Source organism: Kitasatospora sp. NPDC036993, assembly GCF_055607525.1.
This window is the reverse complement of the sequence record NZ_JBVJRP010000005.1, coordinates 125,744-141,944: the sequence shown is the minus strand read 5'-3', so window position 1 is coordinate 141,944 and position 16,201 is coordinate 125,744. Positions and strand designations below refer to the sequence as shown.

Annotated in this window: 16 protein-coding genes and 2 pseudogenes; 6 read left to right on the top strand and 12 right to left on the bottom strand. The window is 74.0% G+C overall.

Annotated elements, in window-relative coordinates; all coding sequences use genetic code 11:
* Positions 1 to 172: 172 nt before the first annotated feature.
* Positions 173 to 562: an SCO5389 family protein gene (locus ACZ7C5_RS12315; RefSeq protein ID WP_188296784.1), complete on the bottom strand. Its 390-nt coding sequence runs from the start codon at positions 560 to 562 to the stop codon at positions 173 to 175.
* Between the two features lie 138 nt (positions 563 to 700).
* Entirely contained in the window at positions 701 to 2,245 is a 1,545-nt protein-coding gene (locus tag ACZ7C5_RS12310) for an MFS transporter (RefSeq protein WP_401081720.1), read from the bottom strand.
* Between the two features lie 148 nt (positions 2,246 to 2,393).
* Between ACZ7C5_RS12310 and ACZ7C5_RS12305 the strand changes: the two are divergent.
* A pseudogene (locus ACZ7C5_RS12305) lies at positions 2,394 to 2,510 on the top strand (polysaccharide deacetylase family protein); the annotation flags it as partial.
* A gap of 17 nt (positions 2,511 to 2,527) precedes the next feature.
* On the opposite strand, the gene ACZ7C5_RS12300 reads toward ACZ7C5_RS12305, so the two are convergent.
* Positions 2,528 to 3,160: an HD domain-containing protein gene (locus ACZ7C5_RS12300; RefSeq protein ID WP_401081718.1), complete on the bottom strand. Its 633-nt coding sequence runs from the start codon at positions 3,158 to 3,160 to the stop codon at positions 2,528 to 2,530.
* Positions 3,161 to 3,231: 71 nt separating this feature from the next.
* On the opposite strand from ACZ7C5_RS12300, the gene ACZ7C5_RS12295 reads away from it, so the two are divergent.
* Entirely contained in the window at positions 3,232 to 4,173 is a 942-nt protein-coding gene (locus tag ACZ7C5_RS12295; protein ID WP_401081715.1) for a GlxA family transcriptional regulator, read from the top strand.
* Positions 4,174 to 4,385: 212 nt separating this feature from the next.
* Positions 4,386 to 5,876, top strand: coding sequence for an ATP-binding cassette domain-containing protein (locus tag ACZ7C5_RS12290; RefSeq protein WP_470322517.1), 1,491 nt, complete (start codon positions 4,386 to 4,388; stop codon positions 5,874 to 5,876).
* A 109-nt stretch (positions 5,877 to 5,985) separates the two neighbouring features.
* Here the strand turns inward: ACZ7C5_RS12290 and ACZ7C5_RS12285 are convergent, their stop codons facing one another.
* From ACZ7C5_RS12285 to ACZ7C5_RS12265, 5 genes and pseudogenes are all read right to left on the bottom strand, one after another.
* Positions 5,986 to 6,183 (bottom strand): hypothetical protein, encoded by a 198-nt coding sequence (locus ACZ7C5_RS12285; RefSeq protein ID WP_401081709.1) that lies wholly within the window; start codon positions 6,181 to 6,183, stop codon positions 5,986 to 5,988.
* Positions 6,180 to 6,509, bottom strand: coding sequence for a hypothetical protein (locus ACZ7C5_RS12280; RefSeq protein ID WP_470322516.1), 330 nt, complete (start codon positions 6,507 to 6,509; stop codon positions 6,180 to 6,182). The genes ACZ7C5_RS12285 and ACZ7C5_RS12280 overlap by 4 nt, the downstream gene beginning before the upstream one ends.
* Before the next feature lie 270 nt (positions 6,510 to 6,779).
* Positions 6,780 to 6,980 carry a ferredoxin gene (locus ACZ7C5_RS12275; RefSeq protein ID WP_401081703.1) on the bottom strand — a complete coding sequence of 67 codons (201 nt, stop codon included), beginning with the start codon at positions 6,978 to 6,980 and terminating at the stop codon, positions 6,780 to 6,782.
* Between the two features lie 3 nt (positions 6,981 to 6,983).
* Positions 6,984 to 8,189: a cytochrome P450 gene (locus ACZ7C5_RS12270; RefSeq protein WP_470322515.1), complete on the bottom strand. Its 1,206-nt coding sequence runs from the start codon at positions 8,187 to 8,189 to the stop codon at positions 6,984 to 6,986.
* Positions 8,186 to 8,452 (bottom strand): annotated as a pseudogene (locus tag ACZ7C5_RS12265) (hypothetical protein); the annotation flags it as partial. The pseudogene ACZ7C5_RS12265 and the gene ACZ7C5_RS12270, both read right to left, overlap by 4 nt.
* A 335-nt stretch (positions 8,453 to 8,787) precedes the next feature.
* Between ACZ7C5_RS12265 and ACZ7C5_RS12260 the strand changes: the two are divergent.
* Complete coding sequence (locus ACZ7C5_RS12260; RefSeq protein WP_470322514.1) at positions 8,788 to 10,242, top strand: carboxylesterase/lipase family protein; 1,455 nt, start codon at positions 8,788 to 8,790, stop codon at positions 10,240 to 10,242.
* A 107-nt stretch (positions 10,243 to 10,349) separates the two neighbouring features.
* Here ACZ7C5_RS12260 and ACZ7C5_RS12255 read toward each other — a convergent pair whose 3' ends face one another.
* Positions 10,350 to 10,745 carry an ArsR/SmtB family transcription factor gene (locus ACZ7C5_RS12255; protein ID WP_401081694.1) on the bottom strand — a complete coding sequence of 132 codons (396 nt, stop codon included), beginning with the start codon at positions 10,743 to 10,745 and terminating at the stop codon, positions 10,350 to 10,352.
* 110 nt (positions 10,746 to 10,855) lie between these two features.
* Here ACZ7C5_RS12255 and ACZ7C5_RS12250 point away from each other — a divergent pair, with 110 nt between their 5' ends.
* Both ACZ7C5_RS12250 and ACZ7C5_RS12245 read left to right on the top strand, forming a co-directional pair.
* Positions 10,856 to 12,931, top strand: a complete 2,076-nt coding sequence (locus ACZ7C5_RS12250; protein ID WP_470322513.1) for a heavy metal translocating P-type ATPase — start codon at positions 10,856 to 10,858, stop codon at positions 12,929 to 12,931.
* Between the two features lie 106 nt (positions 12,932 to 13,037).
* Entirely contained in the window at positions 13,038 to 13,355 is a 318-nt protein-coding gene (locus ACZ7C5_RS12245) for a hypothetical protein (protein ID WP_470322512.1), read from the top strand.
* A 78-nt stretch (positions 13,356 to 13,433) separates the two neighbouring features.
* Here the strand turns inward: ACZ7C5_RS12245 and ACZ7C5_RS12240 are convergent, their stop codons facing one another.
* From ACZ7C5_RS12240 to ACZ7C5_RS12230, 3 genes are read right to left on the bottom strand one after another with little or no spacing between them, the layout of a single operon-like run.
* Positions 13,434 to 14,351 carry a phosphotransferase family protein gene (locus ACZ7C5_RS12240; protein ID WP_401081685.1) on the bottom strand — a complete coding sequence of 306 codons (918 nt, stop codon included), beginning with the start codon at positions 14,349 to 14,351 and terminating at the stop codon, positions 13,434 to 13,436.
* Positions 14,348 to 15,085, bottom strand: a complete 738-nt coding sequence (locus ACZ7C5_RS12235) for an HAD family hydrolase (RefSeq protein ID WP_401081682.1) — start codon at positions 15,083 to 15,085, stop codon at positions 14,348 to 14,350. Before ACZ7C5_RS12235 ends, ACZ7C5_RS12240 begins: the two co-directional genes overlap by 4 nt.
* Positions 15,082 to 16,191: a hypothetical protein gene (locus ACZ7C5_RS12230; RefSeq protein ID WP_470322511.1), complete on the bottom strand. Its 1,110-nt coding sequence runs from the start codon at positions 16,189 to 16,191 to the stop codon at positions 15,082 to 15,084. Before ACZ7C5_RS12230 ends, ACZ7C5_RS12235 begins: the two co-directional genes overlap by 4 nt.
* Between the last annotated feature and the right edge of the window lie 10 nt (positions 16,192 to 16,201).

Sequence of the window (16,201 nt, the reverse complement as noted above, 5' to 3'; positions counted from 1 at the left end):
CCGGTCTGGTGGTGCGTTCCGAACGTACGCAGGCGCCGGGCCGTGCGACAAGATCGCCGCGCGATCCCGACACCGGCCCGCAACGGGGCGCAACACGGCGACACGTGCGGCGGCTCCCACCTCCTCGGAACCTGGGTGGGAGCCGCCGCGGGCAGGTCGCGTCCGGCCGCCGTCAGCAGCTGCGCAGCTCCGGGCTCTGGTTGCGGATCTGGTTGTGCAGCGAGGTGAACTCGCGGTACGCGGCGCTGTCCTCGGTGCCCGGGCGGAAGGCACCGACGCGGTGGCAGTTGACGAAGGCGAGCTTCACGCCGAAGTGGTCCTCCAGGCTGCCGCGGATCGCGTTGCTGGCGAGCGCGCGCAGCAGCTGGGCCCGCTGCTCGTCGCTGGGCGTGGTGTTGTCGGTGGTGAACTCCTCTTCTCCGGCGGCGAGTTCGGTGCTGAGCCCGGCGACGACCTGGTAGGCGTACGGGAGCGAGGCCCGGACGGTGTCCAGGAACTCGGCCTCGTCGACGCGGCCCTGCCGGGCCTGGTCGAGGAGGGCGGGGGAGACGTCGAGCGACATGGCGGTCCTCTTTCGGGAGGGCGTGGGCTTCGATGGGCGGCGCTCACCCGCAGGTGGGCAGGCGGCAGCCGCCCGCAACGGTTTATCGAAGATGAAAACCATTGCAAGAAAGACTCTCCCGGTCACCCTGACGCCCTGTCAAGCACTGCCCCCCGAAGAGCTGACGGCGGGCGGCAGCGGCAGCCGGCCGGCCTTGATGACGAACACCGCGATCGTCACCGCCAGTGCGGCGAACACCACGCCCATCTGGAAGGCGCTGCCGATGCCGTGCACCAGCACCTGCGAGGAGTACGGCGCCGGGAGCCGGCCGGTGGCCCGGAACTGGGCGGCCTGCTGCGGGGTGGCCTGCCGCAGGAACGCGGCGGCCTGCTGCCGGGCCTCGTTGCGGCCGGCCGTGCCGTACACGGTGACGAGGATCGACAGTCCGAGCGAGCCGCCGACCTGCTGGGTGGTGTTGAGCATGCCGGTGGCGGCGCCGGTCTCGTGCGGGGCGACCCGGGAGACGGCGGTCAGCAGCGCCGGGACGAAGATCGAGCCCATGCCGAAGCCGAACATCAGGGTCGGCCCGAGGATGCCGCCCACGTAGCTGCTGTCGATGTCGATCCTGGTCGCCCAGATCACCCCGCCCAGCACCAGCAGCGAACCGGCCACCAGGAAGGGCTTGGCGCCGAACCGCACCTGGGTGCGGGCCGCGAACTGGGCGGCGGCCACGATCGCGACGCTGATCGGCAGGAACGCGAAGCCGGCCCGCAGCGGGCTGAAGCCGAGGATCTCCTGCACGAACAGGGTGATGAAGAAGAAGATGCTGAACATCGTCGCGGCCACGCAGAGCATCAGCGCGTACGCGCCGGAGCGGTTGCGGTTGCGGAACAGGTGCAGCGGGGTGATCGGCTGCGGCACCCGCCGCTCGTGGACCAGGAAGGCCGTCAGCAGCACCACGGCCAGGCCGAACGCGGTCAGCGTCACGGGGTCCGTCCAGCCGTGCGCGGAGGCGCGGATGAAGCCGTACACCAGCGAGACCATGCCCGCCGTGGCGGCGAACGCGCCGGCCAGGTCGAAGCGTCCGGGGTGCCGTTCGGACTCGTTGATGTAGAGCGGTGCCAGCAGCGCGATCGCAATGCCGATCGGCACATTGACGAAGAGCACCCAGCGCCAGGACAGCCAGGAGGTCAGCATGCCGCCGAGCAGCAGGCCGATCGCGCCGCCGGCCCCGGCGACGGCGGAGAACACGCCGAAGGCCCGGTTGCGCTCCGGGCCCTCCCTGAAGTTGGTGGCGATCAGCGCGAGCGCGGTCGGTGAGGCGATGGCGCCGCCCAGTCCCTGGAGGGACCGGGCGGCCAGCAGCCAGCCGGAGGACTGTGCGACGCCGCCGAGCAGCGAGGCCATGCTGAAGACCAGGACGCCGACGATGAACACCCGCCGCCGCCCGAGGATGTCGCCGGCCCGTCCGCCGAGCAGCAGCAGCCCGCCGAAGGTGAGGGTGTAGGCGTTGATCACCCAGGACAGGTCGGTGGTGCTGAAGCTCAGCGCCCGCTGGATGTGCGGCAGCGCGATGTTCACGATCGTGATGTCGAGCACGACCATCAGCTGTGTGGCCGCGATGACGGTGAGTGCAATCCCCGGGTGCTGGCCCCGACGTGCGGTCGCGGGCGAAGCCTCGGCCAGAGCGCGCGAGGTGGCCATGGCAGGTCCCCCAATGGGTTCGGGGGTGAACGACGGGCAGGGGACGGATTCGTTCACCACTGCCGACGGTATCCCCGGGGGATAGGGAACACAATCGTTCATTACGGACATCGCGGCCCCGCCGGCACCGTGGGCGCCGTGCTCACCCGGGCCGGTCCTCGTCCACGACGGCGGCGGCAACCGTGCCCAGACCCTCGCCGCCCTCGAACAGCTCCTGCCCTGGCTCAAGGACAACGGCTACGCCTTCAGCTTCCCCCAGCGGTGAGCCGCGGGGGCCGCCGCCTACTCGCCCCAGGGGCAGGAGGCGGCGGAGCGCTCCAGCTCGGTCACGCCGCCGGCCCGGCGCTCGCGGAGCAGTTCGCCGCCGAGCGAGTGGCGGGGCGCCGCGGCGTCCGACCGGGCGGCCCGCTCCACGATCGCGTCGACGAGCGAGCGGACCATGGCCAGGCGGGGGTAGGCGGCGTGGATCCGCTCCGCCTGCCGGGAGACGAGGGCCGCGTTGCGTCCGAAGTCGGCGCCCACGCCCTCGCGGGTGAGGTGGCTCAGCAGCCCGCGGCGCTCGGCGATGCCGGGGGAGGTGTGGAGCGCGATCGCCTCCCAGACGCGGTCGATGTCGGCCTCGGGCACCTGGTGGCCGCGCAGCAGGTCGGCCGCCAGGTCGGCGCCCTCCACCTCGAAGCGGGCTTCGCCCTTCGCCAGGGTGCCGGTGCCCAGGTCGTGCAGGACGGTCGCGGCGAACAGCAGGTCACGGTCGTAGGCGGCGTCGTCCAGGCAGCCCTCGTGGGCGGCGAGGAGCTCGGCGAAGAGGAAGCTGCGCACGCTGTGGTTGGCCACCGGCGGGGTCTCGGAGGCGTGCACGGCGGCGAGGATGGCCTCGGCCAGGGGGCCGGTCGGCAGGTCGAGTGAGAAGTCCATGGCCGAAGGTTAGGAACCGGGCCCGCGGCCTCGACAGTGGCACGCGGGCCATGGGTCGCTAGGATCGTGCCATGACGGCGATCGAAGCGCACCGGGTCGCGGTGCTGGCACTTCCCGGGGTCCTCCCGCTCGACCTCGGCATCCCGGTGCAGGCCTTCGGGCCTGACCCGCACTACGAGGTCACCGTCTGCACCGATCCGGCGGCCGGGCCGGTGCGCAGCGGCTGGTTCACCGTCGCCGCGGACGCCGGGCTGGAGGCGCTGGAGGGCGCCGGCACGGTCGTCGTCCCCGGCTGCCAGGACCCGGACGAGCCGCCTCCCGCCGCGGCACTGGCGGCGATCCGCTCGGCGCACGCGCGCGGAGCCCGTCTGGTGTCGATCTGCACGGGGGCGTTCGCCCTGGCGGCCGCCGGGCTGCTGGACGGGCGCCCCGCGACGACCCACTGGCTGGACGCCGCGGCGCTCCAGCGCCGGTACCCCCGGATCGACGTCCGGCCCAACCGGCTCTACGTCGACGACGGCGACGTCCTGACCTCGGCCGGCGTGACCGCGGGCGTCGACCTGTGCCTGCACATCATCCGGCGGGACTTCGGCGCCGCGGCCGCCAACGCCCGCGCCCGGGCCCTCGTCGCCCCGCCCCAACGCCCGGGCGGCCAGGCGCAGTTCATCGATCGGTTCCGGCCGCCCGACCGGGGCGAGGAACTCGCGCCGGTCCGTGCCATGATGCTCGACAACCTCGCCCGCCGGCAGACCGTGGACGAGCTGGCCCAGCGCGCGCACATGTCCCGGCGGACGTTCATCCGCCGCTTCCAGCAGGAGACGGACAGCTCCCCGATGGCCTGGCTCACCGCCGCCCGCATCGACTGGGCGCGGGAACTCCTGGAGACGACCACGACCCCCGTCGAACAGGTCGCCCGGCTCAGCGGACTGGGCAGCCCCGCCGCCTTCCGCGCGGCCTTCCACCGCCATGTCGGCACGTCCCCCGCGGACTATCGGGCCACCTTCAGGGCGTAGCGCGGCCGCGTGGGCCCGGCGCCTTCCCCGTGGGCGGCGAAACGGGCCAACTGTGCTGCTCGGACCGCGTGTTACGCATCGGTGTTCACTCGATCGAGTGCGTGTGGACGACTACCTGTGAGGCGCTGCCGGCCCTCCCGTAGCCTCGTCGCTCCGATCTCCGCCGGCTGAACGGGCGCCTGGCGCCGCGGATCGGCCGGGAGGCCGAGCTGATGCTCCTGACGGCGGCCCTGGACGCCGAGCTGTGCGCGTACGACACCGCCGGGTACAACGACCGCTGGGAGGCCGCGGACCGGGGTGCGGACGTGGCGCCCGACCTCCTCGGCGAGTCGCAGACGATCATGGCGGCCGCCGCCTCGCTGGTCGGCGCGGCCGGGGTCCTCGCCTACCTGCACCCGGTCCTGCTGCCGCTGCTGGTCCTGGCGGGCCTTCCGCAGGGCGTCGCGTCGATCCGGGCGGCCCGGGTGCACTACCTGTCGTCGGTCGAGACGAACTCCGACCGCCGGATGCTGGGCATGCTGCGCTGGTACGTCGTCGACAAGCACGCGGCCGACCAGATCCGCTCCAACACCATGGGCGGCTTCCTCCTCTCCCACTACCGGTCCACCGGGGCACGGGTGGACCGCACGATGGACCGCGCCGTCTGGAAGGGCGCCAAGGCGGCCACCGTCGGGGCGCTCGGCGGCGGTGCCGGCTCCGTGGTGGTGTGGGGCGCCCTGGTGCTGCTGATGGCGAGCGGCCGGATCAGCATCCCGTCCGCCGGGACGGCCGTCATCGGCCTCCAGACGGCCACGGCCGGCGTGCGCGGCATCATCGGCGAGGGCACCCGGCTGTTCCGTACGGGCCTCTACCTGGACGACTGGTCGGACTTCCTGGAGGAGGCCGGCGGCCATCGGATGGCGCGCGGCCGGAAGGCGCCGGGCGATCCGAGGGAGATCGCGATCTGCGCCATGGACTACCGCTACCCCGGCAGCGAGAAGAACACGCTCAGCGGGATCGACCTGACCGTCCGCCGGGGCGAGATCCTCGCGCTGGTCGGCGAGAACGGCGCCGGGAAGACGACGCTCTCCCGCGTCATCTCCGCGCTCTACCTCCCCACCGGCGGCACGGTGCGCTGGGACGGGACCGACATCGCGGACATCGAACCCGGTGCGCTCTGGGGCCGGGTGGCCGTGGTGCCGCAGGACTTCGCCCGCTGGCCGATGTCCGCCCGCGACAACATCCATCTCGGTCAGCCGGCCGCACGCGGCGACGCCGCGGTCCTCGCGGCGGCGGAGGCGGCCGGCGCGGACGAGGTCGTCGCCGGACTCCGTTCCGGCCTGGACACCCTGCTCGCCAGGGAGTGGTGGGGAGGGGAGGAGCTCTCCGGCGGCCAGTGGCAGCGCATCGCGATCGCCCGCGCGTTCCACCGGCAGGCCGGCCTCCTGGTGATGGACGAACCGACCAGCGCCCTCGACGCCCGGGCGGAGCACCGGATCTTCGCGGGCCTGCGCGGGCTCGCCCAGGACCGCGCCGTCGTCCTGGTGACGCACCGGCTCGCCAACGTCGCCATCGCCGACCGGATCGTCGTCCTCGACCGGGGCCGGATCATCCAGCAGGGGACGTTCGCCGACCTCGTCGCCGACACCGGCGGCCTGTTCCACGAGCTGTGGACCCTGCAGAACGACCGCCGGATCCCGGGCCCCCGCGCCGGGAACCCCTGACGGCCCCGCACGCCCGCCTCCTCGGCCGTCAGGCGGACGGCGTCACGCTGCTCGCGCGGGGGAGTGCGAACCGCCGGTCACCGGAGCCGCCGGTCACCGGAGCCGCCGGTCACCGGTGGCGCCGGTCCGGGAGCCGGGCGAAGTGGTGCCGGATGCGGGTGTGGCGGAACTGGTAGACCGCGCCGACCTTGCGCAGCACGCCCCGCTGGTGGGCGTCCTCCAGGAACGTCATCGCCGCCCCGGGCAGCCGTCCGGTCAGCGGCAGCCAGACGCGTGCGACGACCGTCCACTGGCCCCACGCGGTCACGCTGAGCATGGTGCCGAGCCCGCCCGCGGTGTACGCGGTGAGGGCCCGTCCATGGGCCCGATGAGGAGTCCGATGCACGCCCCTGAGACCAGTCCGGTCATGGTCATGCGCGTCACGAGCCGCATGGAGGTGCCCGGTTCCCACCAGGCGAGGTCGGGCTTTCCGCGCTGTTCGAGGTGCCGGGCGAGGAAGCCGAGCCAGCGGGACACCCGCTCCGGGTCCCGGCGCCGGCCCTCCCACGCCCGCCGGCGCGGCGCCACCCGGCCCGCCACCCGCTTCGCCTTGCCCACGGCCCACGCGAAGAGATACCCGACCACCAGCTCCATGCCCACCATGTTCGCTCCCTCCGCGGGACACGTTCGCCGGTGTACCGGCAGTAGCTGCGCGAGCCCGGCCGCGTGGCACGAAGCACAAAGCCCACACGCGGTCGTCGCCCGCTGGACTACCTTGTTCCCGCACGTAGTTGATGTGACGTCAGATGTCAGGTTGTCCAACCCGCGCGTGCGGTTGACGCGACGGCAGGTGTCGCGCGCGAGCGGGTTGGCGGGGCCAGGGAGGGCTGGTGGCGCAAGGCCCGGGAGGCCCGGCGGGGCCGCCTAGCGGCCGGTCGACAGGGTGATCGCCGAGGCGGGGCACAGGTCGACGGCCTCGCGGACCGCCTCCAGCGCCTCCGGGGGCGGCTCGGGTTGCCGCACGAAGGACGTGCCGTCCTCCTGGCGCTGGTCGAACACTTCACCCGCCGTCAGCACGCACATTCCGGAGCCGATGCAGCGCTCGGAGTCCACGGTGATCCTCATCGGTCACGCGTCCCAGGTGACGGGGAGGCTCTTGACCCCGTAGATGTCCGCGATCTCCGGGCGCAGCGCGACGTCCTCCGGCGGGACGGCCAGGCGCAGTGTGGGGAAGCGGTCGAGCAGGGCGGGGAAGGCGACCTGCATCTCGACGCGGGCCAGTTGCTGGCCCAGGCACTGGTGGATGCCGTGGCCGAAGGCCAGGTGCCCGCCGTTCTGCCGGTGGAGGTCGAGCGCGTGGGGATCGGGGAAGCGGTCGGGGTCGCGGTTGGCGGTGTTGTACGAGAGGATCAGCCGCTCGCCGGCCCGGACGGTCCGGCCGCCGAGTTCGACGTCCTCCAGTGCCGTCCGCATGAACGTCTTGGCGACGCTCAGGTACCGCAGCAGTTCCTCCACGGCCCGGCCGGTGAGCGAGGGATCGGCGCGCAGCGCGGCCAGTTGCTCCGGGTTGCGCAGCAGCGCGAACGTGCCGAGCGCCAGCATGTTGGCGGTGGTGTCGAGCCCGGCCGCGAGCAGGATCAGGCTGATCCCCTTCAGCTCCTCGTCGGTGAGGTCGCTGTCGGTGAGGTCGCTGAGCACGTCGTCGGTGGGGTGCGCGCGCTTGGCGGCCACCAGCTGGGCGAGGTAGTCCTGGGTCGCGGTGTAGGCGGCCAGCATGTCCTCGTCGCTGGTCTCCCCGTTCATGAACGAGTCGACCTGCTCCTGGAAGGAGTCCCGGTCCTGGTACGGCACTCCCAGCAGCTCGCAGATCACGATGGCGGGGATGGGCTTGGCGAACGCGGTCACCAGCTCCGCCGGGGGCCCGGTCTCCTCCATGGCGTCCAGGCGTTCGGTGGTGATCCGGGCGACGCGCTCGGCGAGCAGCCGCATCCGCCGTACGGTGAACTTGCCGGTCAGCGGCTTCCGGTAGCGGCTGTGCAGGGGCTCGTCCATGAGGAGGAACTCGCCGGGCGGCGCCGGAGGGACCTGGATGCCCCCGTAGTCGATGGTCGGGTGGAGCATGAGCTCCTTGCGCGAGCTGAACCGGGAGTCGGCCAGCACCGACCTGACCAGGTCGTAGCCGGTGATCACCCAGCCGGGCTCTCCGCCGGGGAAGGTGAAGCGGCTCATCGGAGCGTGCCGGCGGGCGTCGGTCAGCTCGGCCGGCGGGTCGAAGGGGCAGTCGGCCCGACGTGTCGTCGGCATTGCCGCGAGGGTGTGCGGGGATTCGCTCATGGCCATTCCTCGTTTCGCGTTGCCGAGCGTTTGCGATACTGGAAAGCTACGTTGCGTTTTGACGGGGTGTCAATCGCCTTGAAGGCGATTGCCCAGGTGAGAATCGGCAAATTGATGCAATGACGCTGAATGCGAATGCAATGGCGCGTTGCAATGAAGGATGGCGAAGGCAATGCCGGCGCGGATCGGTCCCGGGCGCGGACGATGACCACCGGGCAGGTCGCGTACTGCGCGCAGTGGGTGCTCACCGAGCCGAGCAGGGCCCGGGTGAAGGTCCCGACGACCGGCCGTCAGCTGTCGAAGCCGAGGCCGAAGCGGTCCCCTTCGTGCGCGGTTCAACGTCAATGGTGTTGACATAAGGCGCCTGCTCGGGGGATCCGGTCCGGGATCCGCGCCGTGATCGCCCCGGCGCCCGGCCGGGTGCCGGAGGGGAACGACCCCGGCGGCCTCGGTCGTCCCGCCTGGCCGGATCTCCGTCTCGCTCGTCATCCCCGTCCGGGCCTACGGTGTCCGGACGGCCGCCCCCAGGAGCCGAACCGGCTCCGGCGCCACATCGACCACGAGGCACCGCGCCCGTGCCCCGCACAGGAGGACCCGCATGACCACCCCGAGCCCGCAGCCGCAGCCGGTCGTCCCCACCCGCCGGGGCCAGGTGCGCGGCGAGCGCAGGGCCGACGGCAGCACCCGCTTCCTGGGCATCCCGTACGCCCGGCCGCCGGTCGGCGAACTGCGGTTCGCCGCACCCGTGCCGCCCCGGCCGTGGACCGAGGTACTGGACGCGACGGCCTACGGGCCGACGGCGCAGCGCCGCCCGTTCGGCGAGGTCACCACCATCCCCGAGCCGACCATCGCGGGCGCGGGCACCCTCAACCTCAACGTCTTCACCCCTGACCTCGCCCCGGCGGCGGGCCTGCCGGTACTGGTCTGGATCCACGGCGGCGGCTACGTGGCCGGCTGCTCGGCGAGCCCCTGGTACGACGGCACCGCCTTCAACCGGGACGGCGTGGTCGTGGTCTCGATCGGCTACCGGCTGGGCGTCGAGGGCTTCCTGCACCTGCCGGACGCCCCCGACAACCGGGGCGTGCGGGACTGGATCGCCGCCCTGGAATGGGTACGGGACAACGTGGCCTCCTTCGGCGGCGACCCGGCGAAGGTCACCATCGCCGGACAGTCGGCCGGCGGCGGAGCCGTCCAGACGCTGCTCGCCACACCGGCCGCCCGGGGGCTGTTCCGCGCGGCGATCTCGGCCTCCGGCGCCGTGATGCGCCCGCAGGACCGGGCCGCCGCCGAGGCCGTCAGCCGGGCCTTCGCCGCCCGCACCGGCGTGCCCGCCACGGCGGCCGCCCTGCGGGGCACCACCGACACCGAGCTGCTGGCCCTCCAGGACACCCTCGACGCCGGCGGGCCGGACCCCGACGGACTGCCGGCGCTGCCCGTCGCGCCCTTCGCCGACGGCGAGCTGGTACCACTGCCGGTGCCGGAGGCGCTCGCCGACGCCGGCGTTCCGCTGCTGCTCGGCTTCACCGCGCACGAGTTCGCCGCCTCGGCCGCTGAGGGCACCCCGCCGCCGCCCCAGGTGGACGAACTGCTCGGCCTGCTGGCCGGGTTGGGCCTGGACGACCGCCGGTCCGCGCGCTTCCTCGCCGAGCGGCCCGGCGCGGCCGGCGGCGACGCGATCACCGACTGGCTGTTCCGTGCCCCCGCCCTGGCCATCGCCGAGGCCCGCGGCGAGCGCCGACATCCCACCTGGCTCTACCAGTTCGACTGGTCCGGTGCCGCGCCCGGCCGCACCGGGCAGGCCTTCCACTGCATCGACCTCCCGTTCGCCTTCGACCTGCTGGACGCCGAGGGCGTCACCGCCGCCCTCGGCGCCCACCCGCCGCGGTCACTGGCCGACGCCGTCCATGCCGCCTGGGTGGCCTTCGTCCGCGACCTCGACCCGGGCCCCGCCTGGCCCCCGTACGGCGACGGCCGCGCCACCATGCGCTGGCACACCGAACCCCGGGTGGAACACGACCCGCTGCGCACCGTCCGGGAGATCTGGCTCACCTGAGGGGGCCCGGAGCCCGCGCGCCCGACCCGGAGCCCGCGCGCCCGACCCGGAGCCCCTCCGAGCCGGGCCCGTGCGGTGCCGGCGGGGCGATCGGATCGGCGCGGAGGTCAGCGGGCCGGGGCGGCGGCCGGCTCGTCCGCGTCCTGTCCGTCGAGGGCGTCGCTGAGGCCCAGCCGGAGGTGCTCGATGTGGTAGACGGCCTGGTCGAGCAGTGCGGCGACGTGGTTGTCGTAGAGCGCGTAGACGACCTGGCGGCCGTTGCGCCGGCCGACGACCAGGCCGAGGTTGCGCAGCAGGCGTAGCTGGTGGGAGCAGGCGGACTGCTCCAGCCCGACCTCGGCGGCGAGTTCGGTGGCGGCGCAGGGGCCCTCGCGCAGCCGGGAGAGGATCAGCAGGCGGGAGGGGGTGGCCAGGGCTTGCAGGGTGGTGGCCACCCGGGCAGCGCTGGTGGCGTCCAGGCGCGTGTGCGGGACGGCGGTGGCGGGGGCGGCTCCATGACCCATACGGGCCATAGTACAACTGATGAATGAAGGAGCGTTCATATGTTCATGTATCGTGAGTGGCCCATCGGCCCCGCCCTGTCCAGGCCCGCCCCGAAAGGGTCCCGCCCGCCATGTCCTTCACCACCCTGACCGAGCGCCCCGCGCCCCCGGCCGCGCCGCGACCGGACGCCGCGCCCCGGCGGCGCACCCGGGTACTCGCGCTGCCCGAGGCCCGCTGGGCCGCCGCCGCGACCGTGCTGTTCCTGGTCGCGCTGCCGCTTCAGCTGACCGGCGCGCCCGCCTGGTCCTGGGCCCCGCTGTACGCCCTCGCGTACGCCACCGGCGGCTGGGAACCCGCCTGGGCCGGGCTCCGGGCGCTGCGCGAGAAGACCCTCGACGTCGACCTGCTGATGATCGTGGCCGCGCTCGGCGCCGCCGCCGTCGGGCAGGTGATGGACGGTGCCCTGCTGATCGTCATCTTCGCCACCTCGGGCGCCCTGGAGGCTCTGGCCACCGCCCGTACGGCCGACTCGGTGCGCGGACTGCTCGACCTCGCCCCGGCCACCGCCACCCGGCTGCTGCCCGACGGCGGCGAGGAGACCGTGCCGACCGGGCGACTGGCCGTCGGCGACACCGTGCTGGTGCGGCCCGGCGAACGGATCGGCGCCGACGGGCGGGTGCTCGACGGCGCGAGCGACGTCGACCAGGCCACCATCACCGGCGAGCCGCTGCCCGTCGCCAAGCAGCCCGGCGACGAGGTGTTCGCCGGCACCCTCAACGGCACCGGCGCCCTGCGGCTGCGGGTCGAGCGGGACGCCTCGGACACGGTGATCGCCCGGATCGTGAAGCTGGTCGAGGAGGCCTCCGAGACCAAGGCGCCCACCCAGCTGTTCATCGAGAAGGTCGAACAGCGCTACTCGATCGGCATGGTGGCCGCCACCCTCGCGGTCTTCGCCGTCCCGCTGGCCTTCGGCGCGGCCTTCACCGGCTCGCTGCTGCGGGCGATGACCTTCATGATCGTCGCCTCCCCGTGCGCGGTGGTGCTGGCCACCATGCCGCCGCTGCTCTCCGCCATCGCCAACGCCGGACGGCACGGCGTCCTGGTCAAGTCGGCCGTCGTGATGGAGCGGCTGGGCCAGGTCGACGCCGTCGCGCTGGACAAGACCGGCACCCTCACCGAGGGCACCCCCCGTCTCACCGACCTGCGGCCGCTCACCGGCTCCGGCCTCACCGAGGACGAACTGCTGGCCCTGGCGGCCGCCGCCGAGCACCCCAGCGAGCACCCGCTCGCCCGCGCCGTCGTCGACGCCGCCCGCGGCCGCGGCCTGACGATCGCCGTGGCCGGGGACTTCACCTCCACCCCCGGCGTCGGCGTCACCGCCACCGTCGGCGGCAGGGCGGTCGCGGTCGGCGCGCCCGCCCGGCTGACCAGGGGGCCCGCCGTCACCGAGGCCGTCACCGAGGCCGTCACCGAAGCGCCCGCCGAAGCAGCCACCGCCGCCACCGCAGCCACCTCAGCCACCTCAGCCACCGCAGCCACCTCAGCCACCGCGGCCGCCGAAGCCGCCGCACTGGCCGCCGGGTTGGAGGAGGCCGGCCGTACCGCCGTCCTGGTCGAGGCGGACGGTGTCCCGGTCGGCGTGCTCGGCATCGCCGACCGGCTGCGCCCGGACGCCGCCGCCACCGTCACCGCGCTGACCGGACTCACCGGCCGCACGCCGCTGCTGCTCACCGGCGACAACCCCCGCGCCGCCGCCCACCTGGCCGCCGAGGTCGGCATCGCCGACGTCCGGGCCGGGCTGCTGCCGCAGGACAAGGTCGCCGCCGTCCGGGAGCAGGAGGCGGCCGGGCGCAAGGTGCTGGTGGTCGGCGACGGCGTCAACGACGCGCCCGCGCTGGCCGCCGCCCACACCGGCATCGCGATGGGCCGGGCCGGCTCCGACCTGGCCCTGGAGACCGCCGACGCGGTGATCGTCCGCGACGAACTCGCCACCGTCCCGGCGGTGGTGGCGCTCTCCCGGCGGGCGAGGTCGTTCGTGGTGCAGAACCTCGTGATCGCCTCGGTGTTCATCACCGTCCTCGTGGTCTGGGACCTGGTCGCCACCCTCCCGCTGCCGCTGGGCGTGCTCGGCCACGAGGGCTCGACCGTCATCGTCGGCCTGAACGGCCTGCGGCTGCTGCGCGAGGCCGCCTGGACCAAGGCCTGACCGGAGCCCGTCCCCGTGCGGGGTGGCCGTCCCACTGTCCCTGCTGCGCCATCCGGGTGCGGCAACGGACCATCACGGGGCCGTCCCGGGTGGGAGGACGCACGTCATGAGTGGACAGGTGATTCCGGTCGGGGAACGGGGTCCCGCCGATCGCGGCGGTGGGCCGCTGGACGAGGTTCTCGACGGCGCCCGGCGGCTGCTCCCCGGCCTCGGGGTCGAGCGGCTGCGCGTGACGCGTCCGGGCGATGACGACAACGTGTACTTCCTCGGCGTCGGCTCCCGGACCGGGCGGGTCCAGGTCGATTCCGGCGAGCACGGGCAGCCGCCGTTCGTCGTGGAGGGTGCCGGCCGTATCCGCACCACCGATCCGGCGGAGGCCCTGGCCGCCGTCTGCCGGGAGTTCGGGGTCCACGGCGGTTCGTAGCGCGCACCGCGACGACCGGACCGCCGTCCCCGGGCAGGGGGCGGCGGTCCGGTCCTGTGCGCCGGGGCGGGGGCGGGATCAGCCCCCGAGCAGCTCCAGCAGGTGGCGGGAGCGGGCGACCAGGTCGGCGGCGCGGGCCGGGTCGGGCGCCACCGAGTGGAAGACCAGGGCCAGCATCACGGTGGTGTCGAGCCGGTGCAGCAGGGCCGCCCGGGAGTGCAGGTCGGGCAGGTCGGCGGAGTCGGCGTAGCCGGCCAGGATGCCGTCCGCGTCGATGCCGTTGTCCGCCAGCCTGGCGTACTCGGCGACCCGGGCCAGTTCCATCAGGACGGGGCCGACCAGGGCGTTGGACCAGTCGACGACGGCGCTGAGCCGGCCCCCGCTGCCGAGCAGGTTCTGCCGGCGGACGTCCAGGTGCAGCAGGCGCGGGTCGTCGGGTTCGGCTTCGAGGACCGCGCGGATCTCCCCGGGGCCGGGCAGCTCGGGCAGGTCGGCGTCGAGGTCGCGCAGGTGCGCGTGCCGGGTCGTCAGCCGCCTGGTGAGGAAGGACGGGAAGTCCCCCGGCTCCTGGTAGGCGAGCTTGACGGTCGGCGGCTCCAGCCGGTGGAGAGCGGCCAGGAAGCGGCCGACCTCCTTCGGGGCGACGGGCAGCCCGTCGTGCTCCACGTAGCCCGCGAGGGAGACGACCAGACCGTCCCCCAGGGTGATCAGTTCGAGCGCGGGCGCGGCGGGAAGGCCCCGGCCGGTGAGGAGCCGGGCGATCTCGTGCTCCTGGCGCACCAGGTCGCCGGCGTCGACCTCGCCGTAGGGCGCGGAGTAGACCCGGTGCCGGGGGATGCGCAGGGCGACCTCGCCGTGGGTGGCGCAGCGGGCGCGGTGGACGGCGAAGTCCACGCCCTCCCCGGCGAGGCCGAGGAGTTCGAGCCCCCGCTCCTCGGCCACCCGGACGGCCACCCGACGGGTGTCCAGCTCTCCGTGCTGGGAGTCGGTCGTCACTGGACGGTCCTTCCTGCGGGGATCGGGAGCCGGGCGGCGAGGGCGGCGAAGCCGTCCAGGGTGGTGACGCGCGGTCCGGTGAAGTCGGGGAAGCGAGCGTAGCGGTCGAGCAGGACGGGGTGCAGACCCGCCCCCCGGGCTCCCTCGACGTCGATGACGACCGAGTCGCCGACGAAGACGCACTCCTGCGGCGGGCGGCCGAGGCGCTCGCAGGCGAGGGCGAAGATCCCGGGGCCGGGCTTCTCCAGGCCGACCTCGCTGCTGATGACGACGGTGTCGAAGAGCCCGGAGAGACCGGTGCCGTCGAGGATGTCGCGCAGCCACCGGTCGAAGTTGGAGACCAGGGCGAGCCGGTGGCCGGCCGCGCGCAGCGCCCGCAGGCAGGGCACGGCGTCGGGGTAGGCGCGGTACTGGGCCGGGTCGAGGATGTGCCGGGCCGCGCGGTCGGCCGCCTCGGCGGAGTCGCTTCCCCCGGCCCTGCGCAGGGCCTCGCGGCAGAACCGGCTCCACATGGCCTGCCGTCGTCCGGGGTCGGGTTCGTCGTCGGGCCAGTCGCCTTCGGAGCCGATGGCCCACAGCGCCTGGCGGACGGCCGCGGCGTCGGGGGCGCCGGCCTCGCCGAGCCAGGCGGTGGTGAGCAGCTCGGGGATGGAGGGCGCGAGTTCGACGAGGGTGTCGGCGGCGTCGAACAGGACGGCGGGGAGGGCGGGGCCGGGCGTCGGCGCGGGGGTCATCGCAGTTCCTCGTCGGTGATCAGCATGGTGCACAGACCGCCCCGGGTGGCCTCGGCGGCGCTGCGGGCCGCCTCGGCGTCGGGCCGGTTCAGGACGAGGGTCTTCTCCGAGCCGGAGAAGTAGTCGCTCATCAGCACGGCGGTGGCCGGACGTCCGCTCAACCGGGCGGCCCGCAGGGCGAGTTCGACGTCACCCTTGTACATCTCGACCAGCACGCAGGTGATGCCGGCGGCGAGGTAGCAGGTGAGTTCGCCGAGGAACTGCTCGGCCGGGAGCTTGTGCCGGCTGTGCAGGCCGGAGAAGTAGGCGAAGGAGCGCCCGAACGGGTCGGTGCGGAAGCGGTCGGCGTTGCGGGAGGCGGCGAGCAGGCCGATCGGCACGCCGGGGGTCACCTCGATCTCCCGGTTGGTGACGGGCAGGCCGTCCAGGACGTCGTAGGTGTCCGGGTTCCCCTCGATGAGCAGGCCGACCCGGTCGACGCCCTTCTCGTGGAGGCCGCGCAGCGCGTCGTCCACGTGGTGGATGTTGGCGTCGAAGTCGCCGAACTCGTACGGGAGGACGTGCGCGGTCAGCCGGTCGTGGTCCGGCAGCAGCGGGAAGGTGTTGGCGTACGTCCAGTCCGACATGACGATGTCCTCGACGCCCTCCAGGGCCCGGACGGCGTCACGGGTGTCGGTGACGGTCCAGGGGCCGACGCCGACGGCCCGGACGGTCTGGACGGCGCCCTGGGGCCTCGGGCGACATCGTTCCAGTCGGCGTTCGATGGCGGTCCTCCTGCGGGCGAGGAACGCGTCGGGCATCACGAAGGACACCCCGGCCGGGCCGGCCCCGGGCGGTGCCTCCAGCAGGGCGGACTCGGTGGCCGCGGCGGCGAACCCGGCCAGCCCCCACCGGTCCCCGACGAAGGCGACCGGACGGCCCCAGCCGAGGGCGCCGAGCGAGGCGGTCAGGTCCTGTTCGAACCCGCGGGGCCGCAGCGCGACGAACCCGCCCGACACCGGGGAGACGGGATGGCGCTCCCCGCCGGCGGTCACGACGGTCCGGTTCCTGACCGCGGCGGCGGCACGGAACACCGCCATGCCGACCAGGGCGGCCTCATTCTCCACAAGGATCACA

Bases quoted from the DNA above. Each gene is read 5' to 3' on its own strand.
- ACZ7C5_RS12255 (WP_401081694.1), bottom strand. From the start codon at position 10,745: ATGGGTCATGGAGCCGCCCCCGCCACCGCCGTCCCGCACACGCGCCTG.
- ACZ7C5_RS12250 (WP_470322513.1), top strand. From the start codon at position 10,856: ATGTCCTTCACCACCCTGACCGAGCGCCCCGCGCCCCCGGCCGCGCCG.
- ACZ7C5_RS12295 (WP_401081715.1), top strand. From the start codon at position 3,232: ATGACGGCGATCGAAGCGCACCGGGTCGCGGTGCTGGCACTTCCCGGG.
- ACZ7C5_RS12235 (WP_401081682.1), bottom strand. From the start codon at position 15,085: ATGACCCCCGCGCCGACGCCCGGCCCCGCCCTCCCCGCCGTCCTGTTC.
- ACZ7C5_RS12300 (WP_401081718.1), bottom strand. From the start codon at position 3,160: ATGGACTTCTCACTCGACCTGCCGACCGGCCCCCTGGCCGAGGCCATC.
- ACZ7C5_RS12245 (WP_470322512.1), top strand. From the start codon at position 13,038: ATGAGTGGACAGGTGATTCCGGTCGGGGAACGGGGTCCCGCCGATCGC.
- ACZ7C5_RS12310 (WP_401081720.1), bottom strand. From the start codon at position 2,245: ATGGCCACCTCGCGCGCTCTGGCCGAGGCTTCGCCCGCGACCGCACGT.
- ACZ7C5_RS12270 (WP_470322515.1), bottom strand. From the start codon at position 8,189: ATGAGCGAATCCCCGCACACCCTCGCGGCAATGCCGACGACACGTCGG.
- ACZ7C5_RS12280 (WP_470322516.1), bottom strand. From the start codon at position 6,509: ATGGAGCTGGTGGTCGGGTATCTCTTCGCGTGGGCCGTGGGCAAGGCG.
- ACZ7C5_RS12290 (WP_470322517.1), top strand. From the start codon at position 4,386: ATGCTCCTGACGGCGGCCCTGGACGCCGAGCTGTGCGCGTACGACACC.
- ACZ7C5_RS12275 (WP_401081703.1), bottom strand. From the start codon at position 6,980: ATGAGGATCACCGTGGACTCCGAGCGCTGCATCGGCTCCGGAATGTGC.
- ACZ7C5_RS12260 (WP_470322514.1), top strand. From the start codon at position 8,788: ATGACCACCCCGAGCCCGCAGCCGCAGCCGGTCGTCCCCACCCGCCGG.
- ACZ7C5_RS12315 (WP_188296784.1), bottom strand. From the start codon at position 562: ATGTCGCTCGACGTCTCCCCCGCCCTCCTCGACCAGGCCCGGCAGGGC.